The sequence below is a fragment of the Kitasatospora sp. NPDC002965 genome (genome assembly GCF_040611255.1).
Classification (GTDB): Bacteria; Actinomycetota; Actinomycetes; order Streptomycetales; family Streptomycetaceae; genus Kitasatospora.
Map to the genome: position 1 here is coordinate 23237 of NZ_JBEXNT010000055.1, position 24673 is coordinate 47909.

The following is a 24673-nucleotide window of genomic DNA, read 5'->3' on the forward strand; positions in this document are numbered from 1 at the left end:
TGACCGTAGGAGTTGCGTACGACCGCTCTCCAGCGAGTTGCACACAGTTGCACGCCGATCACCCGAGGGTGTCTGTAGCCCGTTTGATCAACTCACGAGCGGCCGGCCCGTACACGGCGGAAGCGGAGAGGTCCCGGTACCGTTCGGCGTACAGGGCGATCTCTGACGGCTGGGTGATCGTGAGGTACCCGGAGACAAGCTCGACATTGACCTGGGCGTTGTCGAAGAGCCAGAAGCCCTCGACGTGCATGGACACGCGGTCGCGGCGATGAGGAATGATTCCGAGGCTCACGTTCGGGAGGGACGCGCGCGCCAGCAGGTGCCCGAGCTGCTCGGCAGCGGCCGCTTCACCCGCCAGGCCCGACAGCAGGACCGCCTCTTCGATCAGGAAGGCGAAGGTCCGTTGAGGGTCGCCGAGGAGGAGTTGCCGGTCCATACGAACCTCGACAGCGGCCTCGACGTCGTCCACGGCGACCCGCCGCCTCTGCGTGGCACGGAGCATCGCCGTTGTGTAGGCGCGCGTCTGCAACAAGCCCGGGACGATGCCCGGTTGGTAACAGCGGAAGCGACTGGTCCGCTCGAACAGGGGGAGGACGGCTTCCTGTGCCCTCCTGAGTCCCGTGCGCTCCATCCGCTTCCACTCCACGAACATGCCCTCGACGGACTGGAGGCTCGCGGCCAGGTCGTTCGTCCGGTCATCGGCATTGCAGGCGTGGCACCAGTCACGGATGTCTTGTTCGGACGGCGCCGTGATGGCGTTCTCGATGCGGGACACCTTGGATTTGTGCCAACCGCAGCGTGCGGCCAGGGCGAGTCCGGTCAGGCCGGATTGCCGGCGAAGTTCGCGCAGCCGGTCGGCCAGTACCTTCCGGGCCTGCTGGACGCTCGATGAGCGAGAGGTTCGCATGACACTTGACTACTCTGGCTCGTACTCCTGGTGGGGGGTGGCGAGGTCCCAGAGTGAACGAAAGGCCGAAGCGAAGAAGCGCACCAGCTCCGGCTCCTCGGCTTCGCCGACAACCTCGCGACGTCTGATCTCGCCGTCTCCGGTGAAGTGGTTGACGACGGCCTGTGCGCCGTCGAACAGCCAGAAGTCGTTGGCGGGAAGGGCCGTGGCCCTGATCCTCGCGCGCCGGAGCCAGCGGACCTGCTCGCCGACCGCGACGTTGAGGTAGGTGACGTGGTGCTCGTACTTGACGTAGTCGGTGACCGGCTCGGAGACGATTCGGAGCCGTTGCACGGCGACACCCCGGGACACCGCCTCCTGGACCGCAGCCCCCCACGTCCGGAACCACTCGGGTCGGTCCTCGGGCGTGTAGCGGTGGCCCTGCCGCCACCTCTGGAACTCGGGATCGCTCGCACCGTAGGCGTCACGCATCTCCAGGTGGACGGCTGTTCGCGTGGCCTTGGCCAGCCCTTCACGGGTGGGCGATGTCACGTCACTCCTTTGCGCCCTCGCCCAGGGCGAGGATGAACTGGATCATGACTTCGGGGAGCCGGATCACGGCCTCGTGCTCGGGGACCTTGGTGGAGTGGCCGGGGATCGAGCCGACCTCCTCGCACCGGCGCAGATCTTCCTCGCCCGCCTTGTAGGACTGGATGAGGAGGTCCCCGTTCTCCGGGTCGCGCCAGATGGTCGGTGAGTCCTCGGTCGGGGTGTTCGGGATGATTCCCAGAAACTCTAGAGGCTGCACGATGCTCCCTGTGAACTGAGTTCCGTGTAGATGCACAACCGGTGGGCCCATCCTGGCGCGTGCACGGCGGACCTGTCAGGCGGTTCGTTCTGATGGAGTGCCGGCTCGACAGCCGGGGCTTCGCCACGGCCGCGGCCCGAGCTGCCGGAGGTAGGACCCCGTCCCTCGTGTCCCCCGAGGAAGGGCGGGGAGCCGGGACCGCGATCACCCTGGATGGCGGGGTGGCCGCACGAGGTGCTGCGGGGGAGAGAGTTGGGTGCTTGACCCTCACGCGGCGTCATGCGGCATCGTCGGCGGCGTGGAGGAGCACCTGACCGTGGGGCGTGTGGCCGAGCTGGCCGGCGTGAGTGTCCGCACGTTGCACCACTACGACGGGATCGGCCTCGTGCAGCCGTCCGCGCGGACCGGGGCCGGGTACCGGGCCTACGCGGCGGCGGACGTGGAGCGGCTGCGGGAGGTGCTCGCCTACCGGCGGCTGGGCTTCGGACTGCGGGAGATCGCGGATCTGGTGGACGACCCGACCACCGACGCGGTCGCGCACCTGCGCCGGCTGCGCGGCCTGGTGCTGGAACAGCGCGACCGCGCCGTCGCCACGGTGGCGGCGATCGACAGGGAGCTGGAGGCGCGGGCCATGGGGATCAGGACGACACCGGAGGAGCAACTGAAAGTGTTCGGAGCGCAGTTGTACGAAACCATCGGATCCGACTACCCGGCGACGCGGCGCACCGAGCCGCGGATCGCCGAGAGGGTCTGGGACGCGCTGGGGGACGCCCGGACGGTCCTGAACGTCGGGGCCGGAACCGGTTCCTACGAGCCCCCGGACCGCGACGTCACGGCGGTGGAACCGTCGGCGGTCATGCGGGCGCAGCGACCCGGGGGCGCGGCGCCGTGCGTCGCCGCCAGTGCGGAGAACCTCCCGTTCGAGGACCGGTCCTTCGATGCCGCGATGGCCTTCAGCACCGTCCACCACTGGCACGACCCGATCGCCGGGCTGCGTGAGATGCGGCGGGTGGCCCGGCGCGTGGTGGTGTTCACCCACGACGCCAGTGACGTCGGCTGGCGTCACCGGTTCTGGCTCACCCGCGACTACCTGCCCGAGGTGGCCGGCCTGGTCGCCGGCCGGCCCCCGGTGGACCGGCTGGCCGCCGCGATCGGGGCCCGGCTGGAGCCGGTGCTCATCCCGTGGGACTGCGCCGACGGCTTCCTGGAGGCCTACTGGCGCCGGCCCGAGGCGTACCTGGACGAGCATGTGCGCCGCGCGGTGTCGGTGTGGACCAGGGTCGGGCCCGAGGCCGAGCGCCGGGCCGTGGACGGACTCCGCGACGACCTCTCCTCGGGCCGCTGGGCCGAACGCAACCGCGACCTCGTCGCCCTCGACGCGGCCGAGCTCGGCCTGCGCCTGCTCATCGCCTGAACCGCCGTACGTCTCGGACGTCCGTGAAGTCGGGCGCGAGCCGGACGAACGCGTCCTCCAGCTCGTGGAACAGCGCGTGGCGCGCGTCGAGCTCGGCGAGGGGGTTGGCCGAGCTCGACGCGGAGGGCGCGGCTGTGCTCGACCGGGACGGTGAGGACCCGGTTGCCGCCGATCACGAGGGTGGGGCTCGATGCGCGGGAGCAACTGGTTGATGTCCACCCGGAGGTCGTGGGCGGTTTCGGTCAGCCGTACATCGCGACCCGGTACAGCGTCGCAAGCGCGTCGTCGATGGGGTGAGGCTGCGGCCTGCCGGAGGAGTCGAGCCTGTTCCACCTCTGCATGTTCACCGCGACCGCCATCTGTCGCTTGCCGTCGGCACGGATCATGGCCAGTGCCCCGCCACCCCAGACCGTGCCGCCGTGGCCCCAGAAGGTGCCCTGACCGGGACTCTCCACCGGGTACAGGCCGAGGCCGTAGTCGATCGTCTTCCCCTCCTGGGAGATGACCGGGCCGGTGTGTTGCATCTGTGCCAGCGACGACGGGCTGACGATCTTCCCGGCCAGCAGCAGGCCGTAGAAGCGGTTGAGGTCCGCGACGGTCGATATCAGCGAGGCCGACGGCCCCACCCACGACATGTCGTAGACGCTGTAGTCGCGCGGCGGGTCGATCATGCCGAACCACGCCTCGTAGAGCTTCGAGTGCGGCCCGGTGACGTGCGGCCCGGCGGGGAGTTCGGTGTCCCGGAGCCCGGCGCGCTCGATGACGTTCCGGGTGATGTACCGCTCGGCCGTAGTGCCGGTCACGTGTTCCAGGAGTTGGACGAGGAGCAGGTAGTTGGTGTTGGAGTACACGCCCGGAGTGCGGCCCGGGACACCGACGGCCGGCGCGCCGACCCCCATCTCGATCAGTTCAGCGGGGTCGAACCGCGTGAGGCGATGGTCGTCCAGGCTCTGCGGTCCGGTGTCCGCGAGGGCGGGGAGCGCCTTGAGGGAGGGATAGGCGTACGGAAGGTACTCGGCGAGGCCGCTGGTGTGGTTGATCAGCATCCGGACCGTGATGGCGTCACCGCGTTCGCCGGGGACCAGCTTCGGAAGGTACCGGCCGATCGGTGTGTCGAGGCCGAGGTGACCGCTCTCGACCTGCTGCAGGACGGCGGCGGCGGTGAAGGTCTTGGTGATGCTGCCGACGCGGTGCCGCATGCCGGCGGTGACGGGGCGGCCGGTGGTGACATCGGCGACCCCGGCGGCGCCGCGCCAGACCTGGCCGTCGTCCCGCACCTCGGCGAACAGGCCCGGCATCCCGGCGCGGTGGACGTCCTCGATGGCGGCGTCCAAGGCCGCGGAATCCAGTGGGTTCTTCACGTCATGCGTCCTTTCGTGTTCCTCGGGGTGAGCTCCGCACCGGCCGCCCGACCCGGATGACAGGGCCAGGCACGGCACACCGGCCCGTCTCCTGCCGGGCCGTGCGGCACATCCATGTCCTCATTATGCACGCGGTGCGTGCAACGCCAAGTGCATGGGTTAGGCTGAGATCCGGCGAGAGGAGCAAGATGGCAGGCCGAAGGCGCTGGTCGACCGAAGAGATCCTGGATGCGGCGGCGGAGCTGCTGCGCACGGGCGACGCGGATTCGTTCAGCGTGCGCAAGCTGGCGGCGGCCCTCGGGACCGACTCCTCCAGCCTCTACCGGCACTTCCGCAGCAAGACCGAACTGCTGCGCGCGGTCGCGGACCGGATCCTTCTCGCGGCCATGGACGGGCACCGCCCCGAGGGTGACTGGAAGCAGCGCATCACCACCCTGGCCCTGCGCGTGAGAGAGGCCTTCGGCCGGCAGCCCCAGCTCGCCGCGGTCTGGGGACGCTACGCGTCGGGCGGCACCGGTTCCCGGCTGGTCATGGAAGAGGTGCTGGAGGCTCTGCGCGCGTCGGGACTGCCGGACGAGGAGATCCCGGCGCGCTACCACCGGATCGCGGTCCTCATCGCCGCGTTGATCGCCTCCGAGGCCGGGGTCAGCACCGTCACCCCCGAAGAGTACGAACAGGGCATGGAGCTGTTCCGCGTCGCGGTACTCGGCGCCGACCCCGAACGCTTCCCGGCCCTGGCCCACTTCGCCCGCGACGTCCGCCCTCTCGGGGCGGACCGCCGCGCCGCGTTCGAAGAGATCCTCGCCGCCCAGCTCGCCCACATCGAGGCCGCAGCCGGCCCGAGCTAGCCCTCCCCGTCGGATCCTGCCGGGTGCACGAGGCCGGGCATCCTCCCCCGGCCTCCGGCCGGGGGAGGTGCTCCCACCTGCACGCATCGGCGAATCATCCACGTACGACCCGGTACGAGGACGGTCCGCAGGCACGCCCGACCGGGCGCCCGGCACCGCGCTGATCCGACGAGAATCCGGCAGGGAGAGCGCCCGCCACGGTTGATTGATCCCCGAGGCCGCAAGCCGGCTGCCCGCCGGACGGGCGGGTCCCCTGGATGAACAGGCCGCGGGCGTCTGCCGCCTGCCCCGGGCCGGGTCCCGGGGGGCCGGCCGGGCTCCGCCGCTGTTCCGTCGCCGCTGCGCCGCTGCTCCGGGCGGGTGATGGGGGGATTGGGGTGTGGGCGTGGCGGGGGAGCAGTGGGGCTATGGACAGACCATCAGATTGTCGTATTAGCGAGGGTTTGGCCGGGCGTCACCGGAGCCGCGCCGGGCTGGCCGCCGCGGTGTGCCTGGCGGCCGTCGTGGCGGCGGGCTGCGGCGGGCCGGCCGGGGGTTCGGCGGCGCCGGAGCCCGCGGTGGCCGGGGCGGGCGCGGTGACCGGGACCGGTGCGGCGGCCGACCGGGACGGGCCGCACCCGCCCGCCGTGCCGCTGTCGCTGCCGGGGCCGGCGCGGGCGGAGGAGGAGACCAGCAGCGAGGCGGTGGCCCGCAAGGCCGCGACGGTCCGGACCGCGCTGGAGACCGCGCGCCGCTGGGGCCTGGAGCGCCCGCCGCTGGCCGCTCCGCCGCGCCCGGCCGGCCGCCCGGAGCTGCGCGCCGGGCAGGGGGTGAAGCTCGCGGAGGGCCTGCCGCCGGTGGTGTACCGGGTGCCCACCGAGCAGAAGATCGTCTTCCTCACGGTCGACGACGGTGCCGAGAAGGACCCGGAGTTCAACCGGATGGCCGCCGAACTCGGGATCCCGCTGTCGACCTTCGTCGCCGACTACCTGGCCCGCTCCGACTACGGCTACTTCCGCCAGCTCGCCGCCCAGGGTGACGCGGTGAACAACCACACGATCAACCACCGCAACCTCAAGGTCCTCGGCTACGAGACGCAGCGCGACGAGATCTGCCGCCAGCAGGACCAGCTGGAGCAGCAGATCGGCGCCCGTCCACGCCTGTTCCGGCCCCCGTACGGGGAGTACAACGAGGACACCCTGCGGGCCGCCGCCTCCTGCGGCATCGAGGCGGTGCCGCTCTGGAACGAGGAGGCGTTCCCCGACCGGATGGAGTACCGCCAGCTCGACCAGCGGCTCCACTCGGGCGACATCATCCTCACCCACTTCCGGGGCACCGACCTGTGGCCGGGCACCATGACCGACCTGCTCCGCAAGGTGGTCGACGAGGTCACCGCGCAGGGCTTCGCGCTGGCCCGGCTGGACGACTACCTGTAGCGCTGCGGGCCCGCCCGCCCCGGGGCGGGCGGTTCAGTCGAGCGAGAGGGCGTCGAGGTACACCCAGGCGCCCTCGTGCCGGACGAAGCGGCTGTGCTCGGTGAGAACCCCCTCCTCCCGGCCCTCGACGTAGTGGGCGCGGAAGGCGACCGTGCCCTCGCTGTGGAACGGCCCGCCCTCGGAGCCGGAGAGCACCTCCAGGCGCACCCAGCGCAGCCCCGCGTCGAACTCGACCGAGTCCGGCCGGGTGTCGGGGTGCCAGGTGCGCAGCAGGTAGGCCTCGTCGCGGGCGGCGAAGGCGCTGAACCGCGAGCGCATCAGGGCCTCGGCGGTGGTGGCGGCGGCCTGCCCGCGGTGCAGGAGGCCGCAGCACTCCCCGTACGTGCCGGGCAGGCCGCACGGGCAGGGGGAGGAGGGCAGCAGGCGGGGCGCGGGCGCGGCGGCGCGGGGCGCGGGGCGTCGTCGTGACATGGCGTACATTCTGGCCCCTGCCCGGAGCGGATCCCGCCCACCCTGCTCGGACGGCTCCCGCCCACCCTGCCCGGGACGGCTCCCGCCCGCCGTGCCCGGAGCAGCGCCCTCCGGGGCGGACCGGGGGGCGCTCCGGGCGGACCGGCGGGCCCTCCGGGGCGGGGGTTCCGTGCGCTCCAGGGGGTGTCAGGTATCTGACAACGCGGAGGTCAGAGGCTCTGCCGGGTCGCCGGCGGAATCGCGGCCACGCCCCCTCGTCGGGTCGTTGGCGACGACCGTAGCGCCACTGGGCCGCGATGCCAAGGGTCCTGACAATCTGTCCGAAATCGCCGACGAACCGTCACACTCTCGCGCCGATGACGAGCGCGACGGAGGTGATCTTTCCGGCATATCGAACGAGTGACGGAAATGTGCTGGTCATTCGAAGATCTTTACCCCAGCATCTCCGAGGGCACACCGCCCGTTTCCCCCCGGCCACAAGTCGGAGCAGCATCACCCCCCAGGAGAGTTGATGAGTTCGACGGGACATCCACCGCTGGACCCGGCAGCATCGCCGGCCGAGTTGTTCTCCGCTCAGGCCGAACGCACCCCCGACGCCCTCGCCGTGATCGACGGCCACCGTCGGATGACCTACCGCCAGTTAGATCTCGCCGTGCAGGCGGTGGCGGACCGGCTGGCAGCCGCCGGGATCGGTCCGGAGGCCCTGGTCGGGGTCTGCCTGCCGCGAACGGCAGACCTCGTGATCACCCTGCTGGCGGTCCTGCGGGCCGGCGGCGCGTACGTGCCGCTCGACCCGGCCTACCCGCGCGACCGCCTCGAACTGGTCGTCGGCGACGCCCGGGCCTCCGTGGTGGCCACCGACCGTGCGCACGAACACCTGCTGGCCGGCGCCGGTGCCACCCTCCTCCACACCGGCGGGGACGCCCCCGACGTCCCCGCCACCCCGGCCGTTCCCGCCCCCGCCACTCCTTCGGCCCCCGGCCTCGCCGCTCCGGCTCCGACCGGCCCCGCCGCCGACCCGGCGGACCCCGTCGCCCCTGCCGACGCGCTCGCCTACGTCCTCTACACCTCGGGCTCCACCGGCCGCCCCAAGGGCGTGTCGGTCACCCGGCGCGGCGTCAACGCCATGCTCCGCTGGGCCGCGCGGACCTACACCCCGGCCGACCTGGCCGGCGTGCTCTTCGGCACCTCGGTCTGCTTCGACATCTCGGTGTACGAGCTCTTCCTCCCGCTCGCCGTCGGCGGCACGGTCGTGGTGGCCGAGAACGTCCTCGCCCTGCCGGAGCTGCCGGCCCGCGACGAGGTGACCCTGGTCAACACCGTGCCCAGCGCCATGGCCGCGCTGCTGCGCGGCGACGGCCTTCCGGACGGCGTGCGGGTGGTCAACCTGGCCGGCGAGGCACTGCCCCGGCACCTCGCCGACAAGGTGTACGCCCAGCCCAAGGTGGAGCGGCTCTACAACCTCTACGGCCCCACCGAGGACACCGTCTACTCCACCTGGTCGCTGGTCGGCCGCCACGAGGACGGCGAGCCGGTCATCGGCCGCCCGCTCGACGGCACCCTCGCCCACGTCCTCGACGAGCGGCGGGCGGCCGTGCCGGACGGCGGCATCGGGGAGCTGTACCTCTCCGGCGAGGGCCTGGCCCGCGGGTACCACGGTCGGCCCGACCTCACCGAGGAGCGGTTCGTCACCGTCGACGGCGTGCGCTGCTACCGCACCGGCGACCTCGTGCGCCGGCTCCCCGACGGGGACCTGGAGTACCACGGCCGCGTCGACCACCAGGTGAAGGTCCGCGGCTTCCGGGTCGAGCTCGGCGAGATCGAGGCGGTGCTCGCCGCCCACCCCGCGGTCGAGGCCGCCGCCGCCGTCGTCCAGCGCGACGAGGCCGGCGAGTACCTGGCCGCCTTCGTCCAGCCCGCGCCCGGCCTCGCCGAACCGGCGCCCGCCGACCTGCGCGCCCACTGCGCCACGGCCCTGCCCGGGTACATGGTGCCGCTGGCGGTCGCCGTGCTGGAGCACCTGCCGCTCACCCCCAACGGGAAGACCGACCGCAAGGCGCTGCCACCGGCCGCCCGCAGTCGCGCGGGCCACGAGCTGTTCGTCGCGCCCCGGACCCCCGTCGAGACCCGCATCGCCGGACTCTGGCAGGGCCTGCTCGGCGTGCCCGAGGTCGGCGTGCACGACGTCTTCCTCGACCTCGGCGGGCACTCGCTGCTCGCCGCCGGGCTGCTGGGCCGGATCGAGCGGGAGTTCGGCACCCGGGTGCCGCTCGCCGAATTCTTCGCCGCGCCGACCGTGGCCGCGCTGGCCGTCCGGGTCGCCAACGGCGGCGGCGGACGCCGCTCCGTCGCCCCGCCCGAACGCGAGGCCCACCTGCCGGCCCGCGCCACCGGCTTCCAGCGCGAACTCTGGCTGCACGAGTCGATCCAGCCCGGCAGCTCCCTCTACAACGTCCCGCTGCGCGTCCGGGCGGACGGCGTGCTCGACCGCGAGGCCCTCGGCCGCGCGCTGACCGAGGTGGTCCGCCGGCACGAGGTGCTGCGCACCGCGCTGCGCGGCGTCGCCGACCCGCTCGGCGAGGACGAGAACGAGGTCACCGCGGAGATCGTCGCGCCCTACCCCGTCGACGTGCCGCTGCTCGACCTCACGGGCGCCGACGACGAGGCCCTCGACGCCGCGCTGCGCGCCGAGGCGGCCCGGCCGATCGACCTGACGACCGGCCGGCTGCTGCGCGCCCTCGCCGTGCGCACCGGCGAGGACCGGCACGAGCTGCTGCTCACCGTCCACCACGCGGCGATGGACGGCTGGGCCGCCGGACTGCTGCTCGACGAGATCGCCCGCGCCCACCGGGACGGCGAACTGCCCGAACCCGCCCTCCAGCTCTCCGACGTGGCCCGCTGGGAGGAGCGCGCCGTCGCGGCGGGCCGTGACGCGGCCCGGCGCTGGGGCCTGCAACTGCGCGGTCTGGACGCCGAACAGCACCTGCCGGGCGACCGCCCGCACCCCAACCCGCAGGACATCGCCGGCCGCCGGATCGCCCGCCGGATCGACGCCGACCTGGTCCGCTCCGTCGAACGCCGGGCCGCCCAGGAGGGGGCCAGCCTCTACATGGCCGTGCTGGCCGCGCTCGGCGGTGTCCTGCACCGCTACACCGGCCGCACCGACCTCGCGGTGCTCAGCCCGTTCGCCGTGCGGCCCGTCCCCGAGCTGGAGCAGGTCCTCGGCTCGCTGATCAACACCGTCGCGATCCGCCTGGAGGTGGCCGGCACCGACACCTTCCGCGACCTGGTTGCCCTGGTCCGCCCGGCCGTGCTGGAAGCCGCCGAGCACAGCGGTCACCCGTTCGTCGACCACGCGCGCCGGTTCGGCCGCTCGGCCGGGCTCACCGCCTCGCCGGTCTCCCAGGTGCTGCTCGCCGTCCAGAACCACCCGGTGGCCGCCGTCGAACTCCCCGGCCTCAGCCTGCGGTTCGTCGCCGAGGTGTGCAACGGCACCGCCAAGACCGACCTCTCGATCTTCCTGGAGTTCCCGGCCGACGGACCCCTGCTCTCCGCCGAGTACCGGACCTCCCGCTACGACGAGCGGTCCGTCCGGGCCGTGCTCGACCACCTGGTCGCCCTGCTCTCCGCCGCCGTCGCCGAACCCGACCGGCCGCTCGGCGAGCTGGCCATGCTCTCGGCGGCCGAACTCGCCGCCGACGATCCGGTCAACCGCACCGAGGCGCCGATACCCGACGCCCCGCTGCACCGGCTGGTGGCGGACCAGGCGGCCCGCACCCCCGACACGGTCGCCGTCTCCGCCACCGACGGCGCCCTCACGTACGCCGAACTCGACGACACCGCCGACCGGTTGGCCCACCTGCTCGCCTCGCGCGGTGCCGGGCCCGGGGCCGTGGTCGCGGTCGCCGTCCGGCGCGGCCGGCTGCTGCCCGCGGCCCTGCTCGGCGTGCTGCGCAGCGGGGCCGCCTACCTGCCGCTCGACGTGGAGCAGCCGCTCGCCCGCAACCGCGGCGTCCTCGACGACGCCGGTGTCACCCTGCTGGTCGCCGAGAGCGCGACGGCGGGCGACCCGCTGCTGCACGGCCGCGAGGCCGTGCTCGTGGACGGCCCCGAGCACGCCGCCGCCCCCGCCGCGGCGCCGGCCGTCACCGTCGGCCCGGAGGACCCCGCCTACCTGCTGTACACCTCCGGCTCCACCGGCCGCCCCAAGGGCGTCGCCGTCCCGCACCGCGCGATCGTCAACTTCCTCACCTCGATGGGCCGCGAGCCGGGCCTCACCGGGCGGGACGTGATGGCCGCCGTCACCACCGTCACCTTCGACATCGCCGGTCTGGAGCTCTGGCTGCCGCTGGTCACCGGCGCCCGGGTGGAGATCGCCGACCGTGCCACCGCCACCGACGGCCACGCGCTGGCCGGCTGGCTCGGGTCCCGCGGCGTCACCCACCTGCAGGCCACCCCCGCCACCTGGCGGATGCTGCTGGAGGCCGGGTGGTCCGGCCGTCCCGGTCTGACCGCCCTGTGCGGCGGCGAGGCGCTCACCGCGGACCTCGCCGAGGCGCTGCTCCCGCGCGTCGGCGCGCTGTGGAACCTGTACGGGCCGACCGAGACCACCGTCTGGTCCACCGTCCAGCGGGTCACCCCCGAACTCGCTTCCCACGGCGGGGTGGTGGCCCTCGGCGCGCCCGTCGCCAACACCCGGCTGCACCTGCTGGACTCCGCCGGAGGCGCCGTTCCGGTCAACGGCGTCGGTGAGCTCTGCATCGCCGGCGCGGGCGTCGCCCTCGGCTACCACGGCCGTCCGGAGCTCACCGCCGAACGGTTCACCGCCGAGCCCGGCGGTCCCGAGGGCGCGCTGATGTACCGCACCGGTGACCTCGCCTGCCGCCGCGCGGACGGCCGGTTGGAGTACCACGGCCGCGCCGACGCCCAGGTGAAGCTCCGCGGCTTCCGCATCGAGCTCGGCGAGATCGAGGCCGCGCTCACCGCGATCCCCGGGGTCACCGCGGGCGCCGTCCGGCTCGTCGGGACCCCGGCCGGCCCGGTCCTCGCCGGGTACGTCGTCACCGGCGCCGAGCCCACGGGCCGCGGGTCCGCCGACGCCGGGTCCACCCGGAGCGCGCTCACCGAGGACGAACTGCGCATCACCCTCGCCGAGCGGCTGCCCGACTACATGGTGCCCGCCGCGCTCGTCCTGCTCGACGCGCTGCCGCTGACCCCCGGCGGCAAGGTCGACCGGGCCGCGCTGCCCGCGCCACGGCTCGGCGGCGCCGGCTCCCCGCCCGAGGGGGACTGCGAGGAACTCCTCGCCGACCTCTGGCAGGAGGTGCTCGCCGTCGAACGGGTCGGCCGGCACGACGACTTCTTCGCCATCGGCGGGCACTCGCTGCTCGCCACCCGGCTGCTCACCAAGGTGCGCGACACCTTCGAGACCGAACTTCCGCTGCGCACGATCTTCGAGGCCCGCACGCTGGCCACGCTGGCCCGCCGCATCGAGGAGCGGATGCTCGCCGAGATCGACGAACTGGGCGACCTGAACGACCTCGACGACCCGACCGACCCGACCGACCCGACCGGCCGGAACGGCCGGAACCGCCCCGGTGCGCCCGGGGTCCCGCACGACCGCACGGCCGACGGCACCACCGGTGCCCGGACGGGGGAGACCGCATGACCGACCAGCCCACCACCGGTCCGGCCCCGGACGCCGAGGCCCGACGGCAGGAACTGCTCCGCCGCCGCCTCGCCAAGGCCAAGGCCGCCAAGGCCGCCGCCGCGGACGGCGCCGCCGACCGCTACGCCGTCACCCCGCGCCCCGCGGGCACCCCCGCGCCGCTCTCCTCGGCCCAGCGCCGGATGTGGTTCCTGGCCCAGTACGAGCCCGACAGCGCCGCCTACCACATCCCGCTCGCCCTGCACATCGACGGTGCGCCCGACCCGGCCGTCCTCGGGGCGGCCCTCACCGACGTCTTCGCCCGGCACGAGGTGCTCCGCACCGTCTACCCGACCGTCGACGGCGAGGTCCGCCCGGAGCCGCTGCCCGCCGAGCGCCTCACCCTCACCGTCGCCGACGTCCCCGCCGACCGGGTCGACGCCTGGCTGGAGACCGAGGCCCACCGCCCCTTCGACCTCGCCGCCGACCTGCCGCTGCGCGCCGCCCTGCTGCGCACCGGCGACGGCGCCGTGCTCAGCCTGGTGCTGCACCACATCGCCGCCGACGGCTGGTCGATCGGGGTCCTGTTCACCGACCTCGCCACCGCCTACGCGGCCCGGCGGGAGGGCCGCGCCCCGGGGTTCCCGCCGTTGCCCGTCCAGTACGCCGACATCGCGTACTGGCAGCAGACCGGGCTCGCCGCCGAACTCGACCGGCAGCAGACCTGGTGGCAGGAACGGCTGCGCGGCGCGACCGCCACCGTCACCGTGCCCCCCGACCGCCCCCGGCCGGCCGTGGCCGGGACCGCCGGCGACCGGTTCACCGCCGAGCTCGGCGTCGAGCGCACCCGCCGGATCCGGGCGCTCGCCGAACAGACCGGCACCACCGTGTACATGGTGCTCCTCGCGGCCCTGCAGACCGTCCTCGGCCGCTACACCGGCAGCGAGGACGTGACCGTCGGCACCCCGGTCGCCGGGCGCACCCGCAGCGAGACCGAGCCGCTGGTCGGCTGCTTCGTCAACACCCTGGCGATGCGCACCGACCTCTCCGGGGACCCGACGGTCCGCCGGCTGCTCGACCGGGTACGGGAGTCGGCCCTCGGCGCCTTCGGGCACCAGGACCTTCCCTTCGAGCGGCTGGTCGACGCGCTCGGCCCGGAGCGCGAACTGGCCCACACCCCGCTGTTCCAGGTCCTGCTCAACGTCCACAACCAGGCGCAGGCCCGGCCGGGGCTGCCCGGCCACGCCGTCGACTGGCGGCCGATCGGCACCGACACCGCCAAGTTCGACCTGTCGGTGGCCGTCGTCGACACCGGCGGCGAGCTGGTCGCCGACCTCGTCTGGCGCACCGAGCTGTACGACGAGCCGACCGTCCGGCGCGTCCTCGGCCACCTCACCACCGTCCTCGACGCGATGGCCGAGACCCCCGACCGCCCGCTCTCCGGTCTCCCTCTGCTCACCCCGTCCGAGCAGCGGCAGATCGCGGACTGGGACGACACCGCGCGCGACTGGGACCTCGGGGGCACCCTGCACGGCCTGGTCGAGGAGCAGGCCCGCCGCACCCCGGGCGCGCCCGCCGTCCGCGGCGCCGACGGCGTCCTCGACTACGCCGAACTCGACCACCGCGCCAACGCCCTGGCCCACCGGCTGCGCGCGCTCGGCGTCGGGCCGGACCGCCCGGTCGGGCTGCTCGTCGAGCGCTCCGCCGCGCTGGTGGTCGGCATGCTCGGCATCCTCAAGGCCGGCGGCGCCTACCTGCCGATCGACCCGGTCTACCCGGACGAGCGCATCCACGGGCTGCTCGCCGCGGCCGGGGCCGCCGCGGTCGTCACCACCGAGGACCTCCGCGACCGGCTCCCCGCCGGGATCCCGGCGGTCGTCCCGGACGGCTCGGCCACGGCCGAGGCCCCCGAGGTGGACGTCCGGCCCGAGCACCTCTGCTACCTGGTCTTCACCTCCGGCTCGACCGGCACGCCCAAGGGCGTCGCCGTCGAGCACCGCAACGTCCGCAACTACCTGCACGGCCTGCGGGAGCGGATCGGCGGTGACCAGGACGGCTGGAACTGGGCGCTGGTCTCGACGTTCGCCGCCGACCTCGGCATCACCAACGTGTTCGGCGCGCTCACCGGCGGCGGCTGCCTGCACCTGCTCACCCGCGATCAGGCGACCGATCCGGAGGCCTTCGCCGCCTACGCGGCCGAGCACCGGATCGACGCCATGAAGCTGGTCCCCAGCCACCTGGAGGGACTCGCCGCGCACGGCGCCGGCCTCGGCGGGATCCTGCCCGCCCGGCTGCTGATCTGCGCGGGCGAGGCCCTACGGCCCGACCTGGTCGCCCGGATCCGCGCCGCCCGGCCGGACCTGACGCTGCACAACCACTACGGTCCCACCGAGACCACCGTCTCGATGCTCGGCGCACCCGTGCCCGCCGACCTCGGGGACTGCGCGACCGCCCCGCTCGGCCGGCCGTTCGGCAACGTGGGGGCGCACGTCCTGGACGCCCTCCGCCGTCCCGTTCCGGTGGGTGTCCCGGGCGAGCTGTACGTCTCCGGCGCCGGCGTGGCCCGAGGCTACCTCGGCCGCGACGACCTCACCGCCGAGCGCTTCACCGAGGTGGCCGGCCGCCGCTGCTACCGCACCGGCGACCTGGTCCGGCGCCGCCCCGACGGCGCCGTCGAGTTCCTGGGCCGGATCGACCACCAGGTCAAGATCCGCGGCTTCCGGGTCGAGATCGGCGAGGTCGAGGCCGAGCTGACGGCCCGGCCCGAGGTCCGCGAGGCCGTCGTCGCCGCCCGGGGCGAGGGCGCCGCCCGCACCCTGGTCGGCTACCTCGTCCCCGCCGATCCGGCCGCCGCCCCCGACCCGGGCACGCTGCGCGCGGCCCTGCGCACCCGGCTGCCCGACTACATGGTGCCGGCCGTCCTGGTCGTCCTGGCGGCCCTGCCGCTGAACGCCAACGGCAAGGTCGACCGGGCCGCGCTGCCCGAGCCGGTCGCCACCCGGCCCGTCCCGGCGGGCGGCGGTGAGCCGGCCACCGCGACGGAGCACGCGGTGGCCGCCGCCTACCGTCAGGTGCTGGTCGCCGAGGAGGTCGGCGCCGCCGACGACTTCTTCGCCCTCGGCGGTGACTCCTTCTCCGCCGTGCACGCCGTCCGGCTGATCGGCCGCGGCCTCTCGGTGATCGACCTGTTCCAGCACCCCACCGTGCGCGAACTCGCCGCGCTGCTCGACGCCCGGGCCGGCGGCACCGCCGACGAGGGCCCGCGCACCCTGCTGCACAAGCTCACCCGCGGGAACGCCCCGGCGACGGTCAACGTCGTCTGCGTCCCGTACGGCGGCGGCAGCCCGATCACCTTCCAGCCGCTCGCCGACGCACTGCCCGCCGGCCACCGCCTCTACGCCGTCGAGCTGCCCGGCCACGACCCGAGCCGCCCCGACGACGACCTGGTCGAGCTCGACGCGCTGGCCGACACCCTGACCGCACAGATCCGCGAGCGGATCGACGGTCCGGTGCTGCTCTACGGGCACTGCCTCGGCGGCGCGCTCGCCACCGCGCTCGGCTCCCGGCTGGAGGCGGCCGGCGCCGACCTGCGCGGGGTCGCGCTGGGCGGCACCTTCCCCGCCGCCCGGCTGCCGGGCCGGTTCGCGGAGTGGATGGCCCGCAGGCTCCCCGGCGACCGGATGCTCTCCAACCGCTCCTACCTCGACTACCTGCGGGCGATGGGCGGGTTCACGGACGTCTACGACCAGGCCGAACAGGACTTCCTGGTCCGGGCGCTGCGGCACGACGTCCGGCAGGCCGAGGACTTCTACACCCGCGCCTACGGGGACGCCCGCCCGGTCGCGATCGGGGCGCCGATCCTCTGCGTCGTCGGCGAGAAGGACCGGGCCACCCTCCTGTACCAGGAGCGGTACACGGAGTGGGAGCACTTCGGCGAGACCGTCGACCTCGCCGTCGTGCCCCGCGCCGGGCACTACTTCCTCAAGCACCAGGCCGGCGAACTCGCCCGCGTACTGGTCGAGTTCGCGGCCACCGGCGCGGTCTCGGGCGCGGACCGGGCCGACGCCCGGCGGCCGGCGGCCCGCGCCGAACTCGCCACCTTCGCCAAGGTGGCGATCGGCCAGTTCGTCTCGATGATCGGCACCAGCCTCTCCACCTTCGCGCTCGGCGTCTGGGTCTACCAGCAGACCGGCTCGGCCTTCGACTTCGCGATGATCGCGGTGGTCGCGGTGCTGCCGGCGGTCCTGCTGCTGCCGATCGCCGGTGCGCTCGCCGACCGGGTGGACCGCCGCCGCATCATGATCGTCACCGACACCGTGGCCGCCGCCGGCATGCTCGGCCTCGGCGCACTGCTCTGGGCCGACCTCCTCCAGGTCTGGCACATCTACGCGGTCGCCTGCACCGGGGCCGTCTGCTCGGCCTTCCAGCGCCCCGCCTACCTGGCCGCGATCACCCAGCTGGTACCCAAGCGCTACCTGGGCCAGGCGAACGGCCTCGCCCAGCTCGGCACGGGCGCCGGCGACATGATGGCCGTCCTGGGCGGCGGCGTGCTGGTCTCGCTGATCGGCCTGCACGGGGTGGTGCTGTTCGACATGGCCACCTTCCTCACCGGCGTCACCTGCCTGCTGCTGGTGCGCTTCCCGGACGCGATGTTCGACCGGCAGGAGGAGCCGCTGCTCCGCGAGGTGGTGACCGGCTGGCGGTACATCGTGCGCCGGCACAGCCTGGTCGCGATGGTGGTCTTCTTCGTGGTGTTCAACTACCTGTTCGCCGTCGCCACCGTGCTCATCACCCCGATGGTGCTGGCGGGCGGCTCGGCGGTCCAGCTCGGCGTGATCACCGCGCTCGGCGGGCTCGGGGCCATGACCGGCGCCCTGGTCATGGCCCTCTGGGGCGGCACCCGCAGACGCACGTTCGGCATGATCGGCTTCACCTCGGTGGTCGGTCTCGCCGCCGTCCTGACCGGCAGCCGTCCCGAGGCCGCGCTCACCGCCTGCGGGCTCTTCGTCCTCTGGGCCGCGATGATGATCCTCAACTCGCACTGGATGGCGCTGATCCAGACCAAGGTCGGGATGGAGCTCCAGGGCCGTGTCCTGGCCACCAACCAGATGCTCGCGATGTCGATGATGCCGCTCGGCTTCCTCACCGCGGGGCCGCTCTCGGACCACGTCTTCGAGCCGCTGATGCGCCCCGGCGGCGCGCTCGCCGACTCGGTGGGCCTGGTCCTCGGTACCGGACCGGGCCGCGGGGCGGGACTGCTGCTCGTCGTGGTCGGCCTGGTGCTCACGGTCTGGGGCGTGCTGGGACTGGCCTACCGGCCGCTGCGGCTGCTGGAGGACCTCCTCCCGGACGCGCTGCCGGACGCCGAGATCGGCGACAAGGACGCCATCCAGGCCGAGGCCGACCGCCGGCTCGCCCAGACCGAGGCGGCCCGGGCCGGGCGCATCGGCCGCACCGGGCGTCTCACCGGTGCCCGGGTACCGAGACCGGCCGGTGCCCCCGAGCCGGTCGAGGACGATCCGGCCGACCGGGTCCACGCCTCCACGGCCCGCCGCTAGCGGCCACCGGGCCGGCCCCCCGGGCCGACCAGCGGCCTCACCCCGGAAGACGCGCCCGCTCCCGAAGGAGGCTCCCCTTCCCGGAAGGCGCGTTCCCGGAAGACGCCCCCGCCCTCCCGCTCCGACGAGCGGGAGGGCGGGGGCGTCCGCGTGGCGGCTACTTCGCGCGCGTGAAGGAGTAGTTGAACTCCGCCGTGCCGAAGGACTGCATCAGCCGGATCCAGAACGGCATGGTCATCTCCAGCGCCCGGGCCCCCGCGATGTCCCCGAGGTCGATCACCGAGCCCGCCGGCCAGCCGAACTCCGCCAGCACCGCCACGACCTCGGCCTTGGCGTCGGCGTCGTCCCCGGCCACGAAGACGTTGTGCTCGCCCGGCAGCCGGGCCGGGTCCACCATCAGCGGCGCGGTCAGGGTGTTGAGCGCCTTCACCACCCTGGTCCGCGGGAACTCCCGCTGGATCCGCTCGCCGACACTGTCGGTGTTGACCGGGTCCAGCGTCACCGCGCCCTCGGGGGAGAACACCAGCGGGTTGGAGAGGTCGATCAGGACCTTCCCCGCCAGCCGGTCCGCACCCGCCGCCCGCAGCGCGTCCAGCGACACCGTCCCGGCGGTCGCGTTCACCACCACCTCGCCGAACTCCGCGGCGTCCGCGAACGTGCCGGCGTGCCCGGTCGGCCCGGCCTGCTCGGCCCAGGCCACCGCGTTCTCGTTCCCCCGGGAACGCGAACCGATCGTCACCTCGTGACCGAGTGCCACCAGCTTGTCCGCAATCGTCCGGCCCACCCCACCGGTACCCATGACCCCGTACCGCACAACCGCACCACCCGTCACTCGGAAACCTGCCGCGACGAACATAGAGCAGCCCGCCCGGCCTGTCCGGTGAACGCCGCGAACGGCCGACCGCCGAGTGGACCACCTCCGCTGGTGGCCCCACCCGCCCCGCCGAACCATGGGCGCCATGAACCGAACCACCCACCCGTGCCGGACCGCCCTCCGGGGCCCGACACCGCCCCGCCGCCCGGGCACCCGCCGCCTGCCGCGCGCCGCGGCCGTGCTCACCGGCCTCGCCCTGCTCGCCCCGGCCGCCGCAGGCACCGCCCGGGCCGACGTCAGCACCGTCTCCTTCTCCGCCGACCGCACCGCCTGGGACCGCGACGAACCCGCGCTGAGCCCCGCCGAGGTCGGCAAGTCCGACTTCGGCGTCCGCTTCTCCACTCCGCTCAACGGCCAGGTCTTCGCCCAGCCCCTGGTCATCGGCCCGACCGTCGTCGTCGCGACCGAGACCAACCACGTCTACGGCATCGCCGCAGGCACCGGGAAGATCACCTGGCACCGGGAGATGGGCCCCGCCTGGGCCTCGGCGGCCATCGGCTGCTCCGACCCCGGCCCCAACGTCGGCACCACCTCCACCCCCGTCCACGACCCCGCCACCGGTACCGTCTACCTCACCAGCAAGGTCGACGACGGCCCCGACGACAAGCACCCGCACTACTACGTGCACGCCGTCGACGCCCAGACCGGGGCCGAACGCAGCGGCTGGCCCGTCACCGTCCAGGGTGACCCGGTCAACGCGCCCGGCAAGCCGTTCAACGCCTACCGCTCCCTCCAGCGCCCGGGGCTGCTCCTCCTCGACGGCCGGCTCTACTTCGGCTTCGGCTCGCTCTGCGGCATCGGCGACTACATCGGCACGCTGGCCGGCCTCGACACCCGGACCCGCAAGCTCACCCTGTTCTCCACCGTCGCGGGCTCCGACACCCAGCGCGCCTCGATCTGGATGGCCGGCAGCGGCCTCGTCTCGGACGGCCCCGGCCGGTTCTTCCTCACCACCGCCAACGGCCAGGGCTCCGGCGCCTCGCCGGCGGTGGGTCCGGGCAACCGGCCGCCCGGCGGCCTCGGCGAGTCGGTGGTCCGCTTCGCCGTCGACGCGGACGGCGGCTTCGCGCCCGCCGACTTCTTCAGCCCCACCAACAACGCCACCCTCGACAAGCGGGACACCGACCTCGGCTCCGGCGGCCCGGTCGCCCTGCCGTCCTCCTTCGGCACCCCCACCCACCCCCGCCTGCTCGTCCAGGTCGGCAAGGACGGCCGGATCTTCCTGCTCGACCGCGACGACCTGGGCGGCATGGGCCAGGGCCCCGGCGGGACCGACAAGGTGGTCGGGCTCACCGGCCCCTACGGCGGTGTCTGGGGCCACCCGGCGGTCTGGGGCGGCGACGGCGGCTACGTCTACACGGTCGAGAACTTCGGCAAGCTGCGCGCCCTCAAGTACTCGGTCACGGCCGCCGGCAGCCCGCAGCTCAGCAGCGCCGGCACCAGCGCCGGGGACTTCCTGAAGATGTCCGGCTCGCCCGTGGTCACCTCGGACGGCACCCGCTCCGGCTCGGCCCTGGTCTGGGTGATCTGGTCCGGCACCGGCCAGTACGGTGAGGGCGGCGAACTGCGCGCCTACGACCCCGTCCCGGTCGACGGCGTCCTCAAGCTGCGCCGCTCCTTCCCGCTCGGCACGGTCAGCAAGTTCTCCGTCCCGGCCACCGACAAGGGACGGATCTACGTCGGCACCAAGGACCACCGCCTGGTCGCCCTCGGACGCCCGGGCGCCTTCGCCTGAGCGGTGGCCGTTGCCCCGCGTCCGCCCGGCCTCACGTGCCGGGCCCGACGGAGAACAGCACGGCCACCGCCGCCACCAGTGCGGCGCCCGGCGCCAGGCCCGCCCACAGGCGGGCCCGGCGCACCAGGTAGGCCAGCGGCCACTGGACCGCCAGCAGCACCACGGTCGTGAGCAGCAGACGGTCCGACAGGGCCAGTCCCGCGTAGGTCTCCGGGCAGGATCCGGGCTCGAAGCACGGGTCGGTCGTCATCTCCGCCACCCCGCGCAGGGGCAGCGCGAACAGCAGGCACGCTCCCGTCACCAGCGTCGAGCGCACCGGCACCAGCCACCACCCGGTCCGGTCCCGGCCCGCGATTCTCCTCATGGCCGGATCCTGCCCGGCCGCACCGCCGCCCCGTCAGCGCACGGGTACTCAGTTCCCCGTGCGCGAGGTACTCAGAGCCGGGCGGTGACCGTCTTCGGGCGCCGGTACTCCTGGAGGGCGAGGACGGAGAGGTCGGTGCCGTGGCCGGAGGCGCCGCGACCGCCGTGGGGGAGTTCGGCGGTCTGGACGAGGTGGCAGTTGATCCAGGTCTCGCCTGCGTCCAGGCGGGCCGTGAGGTCGAGGGCGGTGGGGAGGTCGCGCGTCCAGACGCTCGCCCCGAGGGCCTGCGGGACGGAGTTGGCGAGGGCGAGCGCGGCCTCGACGGTGGGGGCGTGCTGGACGGTGAGCAGCGGGCCGAAGACCTCCTCCAGGACGGCGGGGTCGTCGTCCGGGAGGTCGGCGAGCAGGCGGGCCGGGCGCCAGAGGCCGTCGGTCCGGCCGGGTGCGGCGGGCGAGCGCTTGGCGGCGGACGCGTCGACGATGCGGTCGTAGCGGGCGGCCTGGTCGGGGTTGTTGAGCGGGCCGAAGTCCCGGCCGGCCTGCCGCTCGGCGAACGCGGCGGTGAGCGCGGCGAGGACGTGCTCGTAGTGGTCGGACAGGGTGATCACCCGGGCGGGGGCGGCGCAGCTCTGGCCGGCGTTGTAGGTGCACGCCTCGGCGAGCGCGGACCAGGTGTGCGCGGGGGCGTCGGGCAGGACGAGGACGGGGCTGTTGCCACCGAGTTCCAGGCTGACCCGGCGGTGACCGGCCCGGGCGGTGACGTCGGCGCCGGCGGCGGCGCTGCCGGTGAAGGCGATCAGGTCGACGTCGCCGGCGACCAGCAGCCGTCCGGTCTCCCGGTCGCCGGGCAGGACGGTGAGCACGTCCTCGCCGAGCGCCTCGGCGGCGTGGGCGGAGAGCAGGGCGGCCGACTCGGTGGTGGTCTCGGCCGGTTTGACCACGACGGTGTTGCCCGCGGCCAGCGCCGGGGCGCCCCGCCAGGCGGCCATCAGCAGCGGGTAGTTCCACGGGACGACGGCGGCGACCACGCCGACCGGCTCCCAGCGCACCCAGCTCTCGTGGCCCGGGAGGTAGCGGCCGGCGGCGGGCGCGCTGTCGGTCCGGGCCGCGCCCGCGTAGAACCGGAACAGGTCGGCGGCCTGCAGGATCTCGCCGGTCGCCTCCGCCTCGGGCTTGCCGGTGCCGGCCTGCTCCAGCACGGTGTACTCGGTGAGGTGCCGTTCGACGAGGTCGGCGAGCGCGTCCAGGCGGCGCTCGCGCTCGCGCGGGGTGAGCGCGCGCCAGCGCGCCCCGGCGGCGCGCGCCCGGGCGACGGTCTCGGTGACCCTCCCGGCGCGGGCGGGCACCAGGGTGCCGCGGGTGTGGCCGGTGCGCGGGTCGGTCAGGTGGATCGAGGGTTCGGTGGACGGTTCCATGGGTGGGCCTCCCGGGCCGGGGCAGCAGGGGGTTGCGGAGCGGTCGGTGGTGGCGGGGCGCTCACCGGTGCGGGGCGGGTCCGGTGGCGGGCGGTCTCACAGGTCGTAGGCGCGCAGCCAGAGTTCGAGCGTGAGCACCAGCCAGAGCTTGCCGCCCTGACGCGGTAGCAGGGTGCCCTCGCGTCGCATCCAGGTACGGACGGTGTCGGGGCGGACCAGGCCGCGCTCGCGGGCGGTGCGGCCGAGCAGCAGGTCGCCGGAGAGGTCGCGCAGCGGGCCGTGCAGCCACTGCTGGACCGGCACCCGCATGCCGCTCTTCGGCCGGTCGACGACGGCCCCCGGCAGCAGGTCCCGGACGGCCTCCTTGAGCACCCACTTCTCCACCGTGCCGCGGAGCTTGAGCGTCGGCGGGGTGGCGAAGGCGTGGTCGACGACGTGCCGGTCGAAGAGCGGGGAGCGGCCCTGGACGCCCTGCGAGGCGGTCAGCCGTTCGACCTTGGTGAGGATGTGGTGGGCGCCCTTGGTCCGCAGGTTGCAGTGGAGCAGCTGGTTGAGGAGCGTGTGCATCGGCCCGGGCCGCAGGTACGGGGCGACGAAGCGGCGCGGCTGCGGCTCGCCGGCCAGCGCGCGCAGCGCCTCCGGGGTGAGCAGCCGGGGCAGGTCCTCGTAGCACTTGCGGTAGGACCGCAGGTACGCCTCGGCCCGCGCCTCGGGGTCCGGGTCGTCCCGGTGCATCTCGTGGACCAGCATCGGCAGGTTCTTCGGGCCGCCGAACACCGGGTCACCGCCCTCGCCGTTGAGCGAGACGGTGATCCCGTCGCCGGAGACGGCCTCGGCGAGCATCAGGTTGGGGACGGTCAGCGGATCCCCGACCGGGCTGTCGAGCAGGGCGACGGTGTCGGCGAGCCGGGCGGCGACCTCGGTGCCGGAGACGGTGAGGACCCGGTGGGTCGTCCCGCAGTGGCTCGCCACCAGGCCCGAGTAGCCGAGTTCGTTGGGGAGGTCGTCGCCGAAGCTGATCGAGTAGGTGTGCACGGGGCGGTCGTGCAGCCGGGCGGCGAGCGCGGTGACCAGGGAGCTGTCGACGCCGCCGGAGAGCAGGACCGCGACCGCCTCGCCGGCCGGCAGCCGCCGCTCGGTGGCCCGTTCCAGCAGCGACCGCAGCTCCTGCGCGTACCCGGCGGGCGGGACGAGCCCGTCGTCGGGGAGCAGTTCGGCGGGCTCCCAGTAGGGCTCCTGGTGGGCGGAGCCGTCGGACGCGAGCCGCAGGACCCGCCCGGGCAGGGCCTCGTGGACGCCGCGCACCAGGGTCTCGTCGCCGGGCAGGTAGGCGAAGGTGAGGAAGGAGCGGACGGCGGCGAGGTTGAGCCCGGTGTCGAGCGCGGGCCAGTGGCGCAGCGTGCGCAGCGAGGTGGACGCGGCCCAGCACCCGTCGGCGTGGGCGTAGAAGAGCGTGCGGGCGCCGGCGTGGTCGCGGATCAGGACGAGGTCGGGGCCGTCGACCACGGCGAGGGCGAACATCCCGTCGGCGCGCCGGACGCCGTCGGAGCCGAGCCGGAGCCAGAGCCGCAGCAGGAGTTCGCCGTCCGGGCAGGTCCCGGGTGCGGGGGCGCCGGCGGCGGCGAGGGCGGAGTGCAGCTCTGGCCGGTTGTGCAGGGTGACCTCGCCGACGGCGGTGGTGCCGTCGACGGTGAACGGGCCGGTGGCGAAGCCGGGTTCGCCGTGGATCAGGGCGGCCTGGCCGCCCCGGACGCCCCCGCCCGCCGGGGCGCCGGGTCCGGGGAGGGCCGTGCCGGTGAGCGAGGCGAGGTGGGCGCGGGCCCGGTCGGCGTCGGGGCCGGCGCAGGCGCAGCAGCGGGGCATGGGGGAGTGGTGCC

General features: G+C 74.3%; 15 protein-coding genes. 6 read left to right on the forward strand and 9 right to left on the reverse strand.

Annotation, left to right across the window (positions count from 1 at the left end; all coding sequences use genetic code 11):
• Nucleotides 1-58: 58 nt before the first annotated feature.
• Genes ABZY91_RS21660 through ABZY91_RS21670 form a run of 3 tightly spaced genes read right to left on the reverse strand, consistent with a single transcriptional unit; the run spans nucleotide 59 to nucleotide 1694 of the window.
• The gene (locus ABZY91_RS21660; RefSeq protein ID WP_355404524.1) at nucleotides 59-907 is read right to left on the reverse strand and encodes a helix-turn-helix transcriptional regulator; all 849 of its coding nucleotides are present in this window, start codon (nucleotides 905-907) and stop codon (nucleotides 59-61) included.
• A gap of 9 nt (nucleotides 908-916) precedes the next feature.
• Nucleotides 917-1438 carry a DUF6879 family protein gene (locus ABZY91_RS21665; RefSeq protein ID WP_355404526.1) on the reverse strand — a complete coding sequence of 174 codons (522 nt, stop codon included), beginning with the start codon at nucleotides 1436-1438 and terminating at the stop codon, nucleotides 917-919.
• A 1-nt stretch (nucleotide 1439) separates the two neighbouring features.
• A complete protein-coding gene (locus tag ABZY91_RS21670) occupies nucleotides 1440-1694 on the reverse strand; it encodes a hypothetical protein (protein WP_355404528.1) in 255 nt (84 codons plus the stop codon).
• A gap of 325 nt (nucleotides 1695-2019) precedes the next feature.
• Here ABZY91_RS21670 and ABZY91_RS21675 point away from each other — a divergent pair, with 325 nt between their 5' ends.
• On the forward strand, nucleotides 2020-3108 hold the full coding sequence (locus ABZY91_RS21675) for a MerR family transcriptional regulator (protein ID WP_355404559.1): 1089 nt from the start codon (nucleotides 2020-2022) through the stop codon (nucleotides 3106-3108).
• 242 nt (nucleotides 3109-3350) lie between these two features.
• Here ABZY91_RS21675 and ABZY91_RS21680 read toward each other — a convergent pair whose 3' ends face one another.
• Nucleotides 3351-4469 (reverse strand): serine hydrolase domain-containing protein, encoded by a 1119-nt coding sequence (locus tag ABZY91_RS21680; RefSeq protein ID WP_355404530.1) that lies wholly within the window; start codon nucleotides 4467-4469, stop codon nucleotides 3351-3353.
• A 188-nt stretch (nucleotides 4470-4657) separates the two neighbouring features.
• On the opposite strand from ABZY91_RS21680, the gene ABZY91_RS21685 reads away from it, so the two are divergent.
• Together ABZY91_RS21685 and ABZY91_RS21690 are read left to right on the forward strand one after the other, a co-directional pair.
• Nucleotides 4658-5317 (forward strand): TetR/AcrR family transcriptional regulator, encoded by a 660-nt coding sequence (locus tag ABZY91_RS21685; protein WP_355404531.1) that lies wholly within the window; start codon nucleotides 4658-4660, stop codon nucleotides 5315-5317.
• A 443-nt stretch (nucleotides 5318-5760) separates the two neighbouring features.
• Nucleotides 5761-6732: a polysaccharide deacetylase family protein gene (locus tag ABZY91_RS21690; RefSeq protein ID WP_355404532.1), complete on the forward strand. Its 972-nt coding sequence runs from the start codon at nucleotides 5761-5763 to the stop codon at nucleotides 6730-6732.
• 33 nt (nucleotides 6733-6765) lie between these two features.
• Here ABZY91_RS21690 and ABZY91_RS21695 read toward each other — a convergent pair whose 3' ends face one another.
• On the reverse strand, nucleotides 6766-7203 hold the full coding sequence (locus ABZY91_RS21695) for a YchJ family metal-binding protein (protein ID WP_329951756.1): 438 nt from the start codon (nucleotides 7201-7203) through the stop codon (nucleotides 6766-6768).
• 511 nt (nucleotides 7204-7714) lie between these two features.
• Between ABZY91_RS21695 and ABZY91_RS21700 the strand changes: the two genes are divergently transcribed.
• Both ABZY91_RS21700 and ABZY91_RS21705 read left to right on the forward strand, forming a co-directional pair.
• A complete protein-coding gene (locus ABZY91_RS21700) occupies nucleotides 7715-12871 on the forward strand; it encodes an amino acid adenylation domain-containing protein (RefSeq protein ID WP_355404534.1) in 5157 nt (1718 codons plus the stop codon).
• Nucleotides 12868-18408: an amino acid adenylation domain-containing protein gene (locus tag ABZY91_RS21705; RefSeq protein ID WP_355404536.1), complete on the forward strand. Its 5541-nt coding sequence runs from the start codon at nucleotides 12868-12870 to the stop codon at nucleotides 18406-18408. The genes ABZY91_RS21700 and ABZY91_RS21705 overlap by 4 nt, the downstream gene beginning before the upstream one ends.
• 157 nt (nucleotides 18409-18565) lie before the next feature.
• Here the strand turns inward: ABZY91_RS21705 and ABZY91_RS21710 are convergent, their stop codons facing one another.
• On the reverse strand, nucleotides 18566-19207 hold the full coding sequence (locus tag ABZY91_RS21710) for an NAD(P)-binding domain-containing protein (RefSeq protein ID WP_355404538.1): 642 nt from the start codon (nucleotides 19205-19207) through the stop codon (nucleotides 18566-18568).
• A 160-nt stretch (nucleotides 19208-19367) separates the two neighbouring features.
• On the opposite strand from ABZY91_RS21710, the gene ABZY91_RS21715 reads away from it, so the two are divergent.
• Nucleotides 19368-21017 (forward strand): PQQ-binding-like beta-propeller repeat protein, encoded by a 1650-nt coding sequence (locus ABZY91_RS21715; protein ID WP_355404540.1) that lies wholly within the window; start codon nucleotides 19368-19370, stop codon nucleotides 21015-21017.
• 31 nt (nucleotides 21018-21048) lie between these two features.
• On the opposite strand, the gene ABZY91_RS21720 is transcribed toward ABZY91_RS21715, so the two are convergent.
• The 3 genes from ABZY91_RS21720 to ABZY91_RS21730 form a co-directional block, all read right to left on the reverse strand.
• Complete coding sequence (locus ABZY91_RS21720) at nucleotides 21049-21381, reverse strand: hypothetical protein (RefSeq protein ID WP_355404542.1); 333 nt, start codon at nucleotides 21379-21381, stop codon at nucleotides 21049-21051.
• A 71-nt stretch (nucleotides 21382-21452) separates the two neighbouring features.
• Complete coding sequence (locus tag ABZY91_RS21725) at nucleotides 21453-22796, reverse strand: aldehyde dehydrogenase family protein (RefSeq protein WP_355404544.1); 1344 nt, start codon at nucleotides 22794-22796, stop codon at nucleotides 21453-21455.
• A 96-nt stretch (nucleotides 22797-22892) separates the two neighbouring features.
• The gene (locus ABZY91_RS21730) at nucleotides 22893-24659 is read right to left on the reverse strand and encodes an asparagine synthase-related protein (protein ID WP_355404545.1); all 1767 of its coding nucleotides are present in this window, start codon (nucleotides 24657-24659) and stop codon (nucleotides 22893-22895) included.
• Between the last annotated feature and the right edge of the window lie 14 nt (nucleotides 24660-24673).